Below are 7,223 nucleotides of genomic sequence, written 5' to 3' on the forward strand. Positions count from 1 at the left end.
TGAGCATCCGGTACGGGCCGAGGGCGGCCCACTCCGCGAGCGGGCCCAGGTGCGGCTGGGCGGTCGCGGCGCGGGCGGCCGAGGCGGCCTCGCGCCAGGACACGTCGAGCTCGGCGAGCCCCCGCCGGGGCGGGGCGATCCCGGCGACGCCCGCGCCGGCCGTGCCGCGCAGCCGTCCGGCCGCCGCCGTGGCGGGCGCCAGGTTGTCGGCGGACCGCAGCCGCACGAGCACGGCGAGCGCGCGGGCCGCACCGCCCCGCGGGCCCGGGTCCCCGCCGGCGACGGCCGCCGCGCCCGGGGAGCGCCGGCGGGGCGCGGTGCCCGCCGCACCGAGGCCCGGGGAGGGGCCGGCCGGAGGCGTCCACGGCAGGGTGCACAGGGCGGCCGCGCCCGGCACCGTACGGGGTGAGGGGGAGTCCTCACCGGGCCAGGGTGCCAGACACAGCAGCGCGTGCAGGCCCTCCGCGTCCGGGCCGAGCGCGGTCCGCAGGGCGCCGAGCGCCATGTCGTACTGCCAGCCCCGCTCCGCCGTCAGGGCGGCCCGCAGCTCGCGGGAGAGGTCGGTCCCGGCGCGCTCCTCGTCGGCGAGCAGCTCACCGATCCGGGCGGCCACGTCCATCGCCGCGCTCAGCTGCGCGTGGGAGGGACCCGGCTCGGCGTCGAGCAGCCAGACGTAGCCGAGGACGACCCCCCGGTGCCGTACGGGGAGACAGACGCGGCCCCGGAAGACACCCGCGTCCGGCGCGGCCGGGATCCGGACCGGGCCGGTCGCCCGGGTGATGCCGAAGCCCTCGAACCAGGCGCGGACGGCCGGGGTGGACTTGCGGGTCAGGATCGACCGGGTGCGGACGGGGTCCATGGCGCTGTCGTCGTCGCTGTCGTGGGCGCCGAAGGCGATCAGCCCGAAATCGCGGTTCTCCAGGGTCGCGGGGGCGCCCAGCAGCGCCGAGATCTCGTCCACCAGCTCCTGGTAATCGCCCTTCACGGGCCCATTCTCGCACCCGGCACGGCCTCTTTCAGACAGATGTCTGAGAGGCGGGCCACGGATGCGTGACAGCTGTAGATGGCGGACGATCGGAGCGATCCTTAGGTTTCACGGTGGTTCTCCGTGCTGTTCCCGGTTCGTTCCCTTGTTCCGGTTACGGCCCCGTTCTGACATCTGCCCCTGGAGGTGCCCCGTGCTGGGTCCCGTGATCCTCGCCGCGTCGCGCAGCGACAAGATGCGCCGTTTCGTGTCGGCCGCGCCCGGGACCAAGCAGGTCGTGGCACGCTTCATCGCCGGCGAGACGGTCGACGACGTCGTCCCGATCGTGCGGGACCTGGGCGAGCGCGGTCTGGAGGTCACCCTCGACGTCGTCGGTGAGGACATCACCACGGTCGAGCAGTCCCACGCCGCCCGCGACGCCTACCTGGAGCTGATCGGCCGGCTGGGGGAGATGGGCCTCGGCGAGCGCGCCGAGATGTCGGTCAAGCTGTCGATGTTCGGGCAGTCCCTGGAGAACGGGCACGAGCTGGCCCTCGCCAACGTCCGCCCGGTCGTCGAGGCCGCCGCCGGGATCGGCACCACGGTCACCCTGGACGCCGAGGACCACACCACCCTCGACTCGATGTTCGCCATCCACGAGGAGCTGCGGAAGGACTTCCCGCAGACCGGCTGCGTCATCCAGGCGTACCTCTTCCGCACCGAGGCGGACGCCCGCCGCCTGGCCGCGAACGGCTCCCGCGTGCGGATCGTGAAGGGTGCCTACAAGGAGCCCGCCTCCGTCGCCCTCCAGGACAAGGCGGAGATCGACAAGGCCTACGTGCGGATCATGAAGATCCTGATGGAGGGCGAGGGCTACCCGATGATCGGGTCCCACGACCCCCGCCTCGTCTCCATCGGCCAGGAGCTGGCCCGCCGCGCCGGGCGCAAGATGGACGAGTACGAATTCCAGATGCTCTACGGCATCCGCACCGAGGAGCAGAACCGGCTCGCCGCCGAGGGCCACCGGATGCGCGTCTACACCGCCTACGGCACCGACTGGTACGGATACTTCATGCGCCGCCTGGCGGAGAAGCCGGCCAACCTCCTCTTCTTCGTCCGCTCCATCCTCACCAAGGGCTGAGCCCCCACCCTCCGAAGGAGTATCGAGACTCATGGACGCTGTGACCCAGGTCCCCACTCCGGTCAACGAGCCGGTGCACGGCTACGCCCCCGGTTCGCCCGAGCGCGCCCGCCTGGAGGCCAAGCTCAAGGAGCTGGCCGACAACCCGCGCGAGCTGCCGATGACCATCGGCGGCGTCAAGCGCATGGGCGGCGGTGACGAGTTCAAGGTCGTGCAGCCGCACAACCACAGGTCCGTCATCGGCACCTTCCGCGCCGCCACGGAGGCGGACGCCCAGGACGCCATCGACGCCGCCCTGGCCGCCGCCCCGGCCTGGCGCGCCATGTCCTTCGACGACCGCGCCGCGATCATCCTGCGCGCCGCCGAGCTGCTCGCCGGCCCCTGGCGCGAGACGCTGGCCGCCTCCACCATGCTGGGCCAGTCGAAGACCGCCCAGCAGGCCGAGATCGACACCCCCTGCGAGCTCGTCGACTTCTGGCGCTTCAACGTGGCCTACGCCCGCCAGATCCTGGCCGAGCAGCCGCCGGCCAACTCCCCGGGCGTCTGGAACCGCCTTGACCACCGCCCGCTCGAGGGCTTCGTCTACGCGATCACGCCGTTCAACTTCACGGCCATCGCGGGCAACCTGCCCACCGCCCCCGCCCTCATGGGCAACGTGGTGGTCTGGAAGCCGTCCCCGACGCAGACCCACTCCGCCGTGCTCCTCATGGAGCTCCTGGAGGAGGCCGGCCTGCCGAAGGGCGTCATCAACCTGGTGACCGGCGACGGCATCGCCGTCTCCGAGGTGGCCCTGAACCACCGCGACCTCGCCGGCATCCACTTCACCGGCTCGACCAAGACCTTCCAGCACCTGTGGAAGACGGTCGGCAACAACATCGAGAAGTACCGCTCCTACCCGCGGATCGTCGGCGAGACCGGCGGCAAGGACTTCGTCGTCGCGCACCCCAGCGCCGACCGCGCCGTCCTGAAGACCGCGCTGACCCGCGGCTCCTTCGAGTTCCAGGGCCAGAAGTGTTCCGCGTCCTCGCGCGCGTACATCCCGGCCTCCCTCTGGAACGACGGTTTCAAGGAGGAGTTCGCGGCCGAGGTCGACGGCATCAAGATGGGTGACGTCACCGATCTGTCGAACTTCATCGGCGCCGTCATCGACGAGCGCTCCTTCGCGAAGAACAAGGCCGCGATCGACCGTGCCAAGGCCGACCCGAGCTGCACGATCGTCGCCGGCGGCACCTACGACGACTCCGAGGGGTACTTCGTGCGCCCGACGGTCATCGAGTGCACCGACCCGGAGAACGAGGTCTTCAAGGCCGAGTACTTCGGCCCGATCCTCGCGGTGTACGTGTACGAGGACGACCAGTACGACGCCATGCTGGAGCAGATGGAGTCGGTCTCCGACTACGCGCTGACCGGTTCGGTCATCTCCAACGACCGCGCCGCCGCCGCGTACACCATGGAGAAGCTCCGCTTCGCCGCGGGCAACTTCTACATCAACGACAAGTCCACCGGCGCCGTCGTCGGCCAGCAGCCCTTCGGCGGCGGCCGGGCCTCCGGCACCAACGACAAGGCCGGCGCCCCGCAGAACCTGATGCGCTGGACGCTGACCCGCGCCATCAAGGAGACGCTGGTCCCGCCGACCGAGTACGGCTACCCGCACATGGGCTGACGCCCGCCGGCCGCGTGAGCGGCCCCTGACCACCGCCCCCCTCCTGGACCCCCAAACCAGGACGGGGGCGGTTCTCGTGCGGCGGGCTTACGCTGCTGGGAAGGGGGTCGCGCGGCGAGGAGGAACGACATGCCTGGTTCGACGACTCTCGGCCCCGGGCACGGGGTCGACGCGATCGACCACCCGGACGCGCAGCGGCTGGCGTCCGTGATGCGGGAGCTGCACGGCCTGCTGATCACCTCGGGGCCGGACAGGATGACGGACGCGCAGGTCGCGGCGGTGAGCGGCGGCGCCGTACAGGACCGTGAGGCGTTCACGGCCTGGGTGGAGCGGGTGGTCGGCCGGCTGGAGGAGGCTACGGCCTGACGACCCGGCGCTCCAGGAAACCGTCGATCAGTTCGGCGATCAGCGGGGCGTGGGTCTCCAGGGCGAAGTGGCCGGTGGGGAGGAGATGGATCTCGGCGCCGGGGAGGTCGCGGCGGAAGGCCTCGGCGCCGGCCGGGACGAAGATCTCGTCGCCCTCGCCCCAGACGGCGAGGAGCGGCACCCGGGAGGTCCGGAAGTACTCCTGGAAGGCCGGGTACAGCGTGAAGTTGGAGCCGTAGTCGGCGATCAGGTCGAGCTGGATCGCGTCCTGGCCCTCGCGGGCCATGAGGGCCGCGTCGTGATGCCAGGCGTCGGGGCTCAGCAGCTCGCGGTACGCGTCGGGGACGCCGGTCTCGTACTGCCACCGGATCCCCTCGAGGGAGCGGATGGCCCGGACGGGTGCCTCGGTGGCGGGCGTGCGGTCGGCGAGGAGCGCGAGCACCGGCGCCCAGGCCTCCGCGCCGAGCCCCTCCTCGTAGGCGTTGCCGTTCTGGGTGACGATCGCCGTGACCCGCTCGGGGTGGGCGAGGGCGAGCCGCAGGCCGATGGGCGCGCCGTAGTCCTGGACGTACAGCGCGAACCGGTCCAGGCCCAGGGCCTCGGTGAACGCGGACGTCAGGGCGGCCAGCCCGGCGAAGGTGTACGGGAACGCGTCGGCGGAGGGCGCGTCGCTCCGGCCGAAGCCCAGGTGGTCCGGGGCGATGAGCCGGTGGCGGTGGGCGAGGCGCGGGATCAGGTCGCGGAACATGTGCGAGCTGGTGGGGAAGCCGTGCAGGAGCAGCAGGACGGGGGCGTCCGCCGGTCCCGCCTCGCGGTAGTGGAGCGCGTGGCCCCGGACGGTGACGGAGCGGTGGCGGGTGGGCGGAACGGATGTCACGGCTAACCCCTCAAAACCAGTTCAGTGGTTGACGCTTGATTCGACCAGGTGTGGTTCTAACCTGTCAATCGGCATTGAGGGGTTAAATTTCGTGGGAAAGGGAGGGGGGTGCTGTGGAAGGGTGGCCGGCATGACCGTGACGACCGCGCCCACCCACGAGCTCGGGGCGGCCCGGCTCGCCGCCGTCCGCGCGCTGCTCGACACCGCCTTCGACGGCGACTTCTCCGACGACGACTGGGACCACACCCTGGGCGGCGTCCACGCCTGGATCGAGGACGGGCGCGGCCTCGCCGCGCACGGCTCCGTCGTCCAGCGGCGCGTGCTGCACCGCGGACGCTCGTACCGCGTCGGGTACGTCGAAGGCGTCGCCGTCCGCGCCGACCGCAGGCGGCAGGGGCTCGGCGGGGCCGTGATGGCGGCGCTGGAGCGGGTGATCGACGGGGCGTACCTCTTCGGCGCGCTGGGTGCCTCCGACGACGGCGCCGCGCTCTACCGGGCGCGCGGCTGGCAGGTCTGGCCGGGCCGCCTCGAAGCCCTCGGCCCCGCCGGTGCCGTCCACCTCGCCGAGGAGGAGGGCTTCGTGTTCCTCCGCCCCGCCGGGAGCCGGCCCCTGCCCGACGCCGCCGCACCCTTGATCTTCGACTGGCGGGACGGCGACGTGCTGTGAGGGCGGCGGAGGGTCTGTGCGCGGCCGCCCGGACGGGCGGCCCGCCCGCGCCCCCGGGGCCGCGCCGGCCTCCGGCGGTGTTCGTCAGGCTTCGTGAGGCCCCGCCCTCCGCGCCGGCCCCTGGCGGGTCCGTCAGCCCCCGCCGTCCGCGTCGGCCTCCGGCGGGTTCGTCCGACCGCGCGGTCCGCGCGGGCTCCGGGGCCGCGCCGCCTCGCGCCGGCCCTCGGCGGGTGCTCGTCAGGCCGTGCCGCCCCGCGCCGGCCTCCGGCGGGTCCGTCAGGCCTTCCGCCGGTCCGCCTCCACGTGACCCCGGGACGTCTCCAGGCCCGCGGTGAACGCCGCCGACAGGGCCGAGCCGACGCCGATCACGACGGCGAGGCCCGGGATGCCGAGCGCGCCGACGAAGAAGGCGGTCACCCCACCGCCGACCAGCAGGACCCACAGCGCGAGCGCCACCTTGCCCCTGCGGCTCAGGTAGAGCCACCGGCGGGGCGTAGCCGGCGGGGCGCCCAGTGTGCCCGCCGGGCCGGCCGTCGCCGCGCGGGGGCGCTTGAAGTAGCCGTACACCAGCCACTCGCCGCACGGTTCCCAGCCCTCGGGGAGCAGTTCGTCCAGGACCCGGGCGCGCCGGCGGCCGGTGATCACCTCGCGGCGGTACTCCCAGCGCAGTGCCGAGCCGGCGGCCCGGCGGCAGACGAAACGGCCGAGCGGGTCGAGCGACTCGACCTCCCAGCCCTGGTCGCCGTGGAGCGCCAGCATGCGGCGGTCGTTGAAGAGGTCCGCCGTCCAGGTCCAGGTCTCCGCCTGCTCGTCGGGCTCGCCGGGCAGCGGGCCGATCCCGCCGAGGCGGGCGGCGAACTCGGCGGCGGGCCCGAACTCCTCCTCGGGGTCGGTACCCGTCCCGGCGAGGTGTCCGCGCAGGTCGTCGACGGTCGCGGCGACCTGGTCGGCGGGGACCCCGGCGGCGCGCAGCGCTCCGGCGAGTTCGGTGAAGTAGGCCGTGGGGCCGGGTTCGGTGGTCATCGTGTCGTTCCCCCTGGGCTGAGCATCGTGCGGACGGCGCGGTGGAAGTCCAGCCAGGCCCCGCTCTCCGTGGCCAGGTGCGCCCGGCCGGACGCGGTGAGCCGGTAGTAGCGGCGCCCGGGCCCGCGCTCGGCGGCGCGGAACTCGGCCTCCACGAGACCGGCCTCCTCCAGGCGGTTGAGTACGGGGTAGAGCGTCCCGCCCTTGATCTCGCCGAGCCCCGCCTCGGCGAGGGTCCGGCCGATCTCGTACCCGTAGCTCTCCCCGTCGGTCAGGCGGGAGAGGACGAGCAGGTCGAGGACGCCCTTGAGCCAGTTGGATCTCCGGTCTGCGGCCATGGCGACATTGGACCACCACCTAGGTAGGAACGCAAACTAGGTAGCCATGTCGGAATGCCGCGCCGCCCCCTCGCCGGCCGCGCCGTCTCAGATAGTAGGAAGTCCGAGTAATTGTGGAGACAGATGCGGCACCCTGCCCTAGCTTTGTAGGAGCCGAACGTCTCGCTTCATCAAGCGAATGGCG

The 7,223-nt window shown here is 72.9% G+C and carries 8 protein-coding genes; 4 read left to right on the plus strand and 4 right to left on the minus strand.

The window, feature by feature from the left end:
* Nucleotides 1–985, minus strand: a 985-nt coding sequence (locus RIF68_RS20910) for a PucR family transcriptional regulator (protein ID WP_309052814.1), incomplete at its 3' end; no start/stop codon positions are given.
* A gap of 193 nt (nt 986–1,178) precedes the next feature.
* On the opposite strand from RIF68_RS20910, the gene RIF68_RS20915 reads away from it, so the two are divergent.
* The 3 genes from RIF68_RS20915 to RIF68_RS20925 all read left to right on the plus strand — a co-directional run bounded on the left by RIF68_RS20915 (nt 1,179) and on the right by RIF68_RS20925 (nt 4,134).
* On the plus strand, nt 1,179–2,105 hold the full coding sequence (locus tag RIF68_RS20915; protein ID WP_309052815.1) for a proline dehydrogenase family protein: 927 nt from the start codon (nt 1,179–1,181) through the stop codon (nt 2,103–2,105).
* 31 nt (nt 2,106–2,136) lie between these two features.
* Nucleotides 2,137–3,768, plus strand: coding sequence for an L-glutamate gamma-semialdehyde dehydrogenase (gene pruA / locus RIF68_RS20920; RefSeq protein ID WP_309052816.1), 1,632 nt, complete (start codon nt 2,137–2,139; stop codon nt 3,766–3,768).
* Between the two features lie 129 nt (nt 3,769–3,897).
* Nucleotides 3,898–4,134, plus strand: coding sequence for a hypothetical protein (locus RIF68_RS20925; RefSeq protein WP_309052817.1), 237 nt, complete (start codon nt 3,898–3,900; stop codon nt 4,132–4,134).
* On the opposite strand, the gene RIF68_RS20930 is transcribed toward RIF68_RS20925, so the two are convergent.
* Nucleotides 4,124–5,011 (minus strand): alpha/beta fold hydrolase, encoded by an 888-nt coding sequence (locus tag RIF68_RS20930; RefSeq protein ID WP_309052818.1) that lies wholly within the window; start codon nt 5,009–5,011, stop codon nt 4,124–4,126. The two genes, RIF68_RS20925 and RIF68_RS20930, sit on opposite strands and share 11 nt — an antisense overlap.
* Before the next feature lie 130 nt (nt 5,012–5,141).
* Between RIF68_RS20930 and RIF68_RS20935 the strand changes: the two genes are divergently transcribed.
* Complete coding sequence (locus RIF68_RS20935; protein ID WP_309052819.1) at nt 5,142–5,678, plus strand: GNAT family N-acetyltransferase; 537 nt, start codon at nt 5,142–5,144, stop codon at nt 5,676–5,678.
* A 276-nt stretch (nt 5,679–5,954) separates the two neighbouring features.
* Here the strand turns inward: RIF68_RS20935 and RIF68_RS20940 are convergent, their stop codons facing one another.
* On the minus strand, nt 5,955–6,701 hold the full coding sequence (locus RIF68_RS20940; protein WP_309052820.1) for a hypothetical protein: 747 nt from the start codon (nt 6,699–6,701) through the stop codon (nt 5,955–5,957).
* The gene (locus tag RIF68_RS20945; protein ID WP_309052821.1) at nt 6,698–7,039 is read right to left on the minus strand and encodes a helix-turn-helix transcriptional regulator; all 342 of its coding nucleotides are present in this window, start codon (nt 7,037–7,039) and stop codon (nt 6,698–6,700) included. The genes RIF68_RS20940 and RIF68_RS20945 overlap by 4 nt, the downstream gene beginning before the upstream one ends.
* Nucleotides 7,040–7,223: the final 184 nt, after the last annotated feature.

This window comes from Streptomyces sp., from assembly GCF_031178505.1.
Taxonomy (GTDB): Bacteria; Actinomycetota; Actinomycetes; order Streptomycetales; family Streptomycetaceae; genus Streptomyces; species Streptomyces gulbargensis.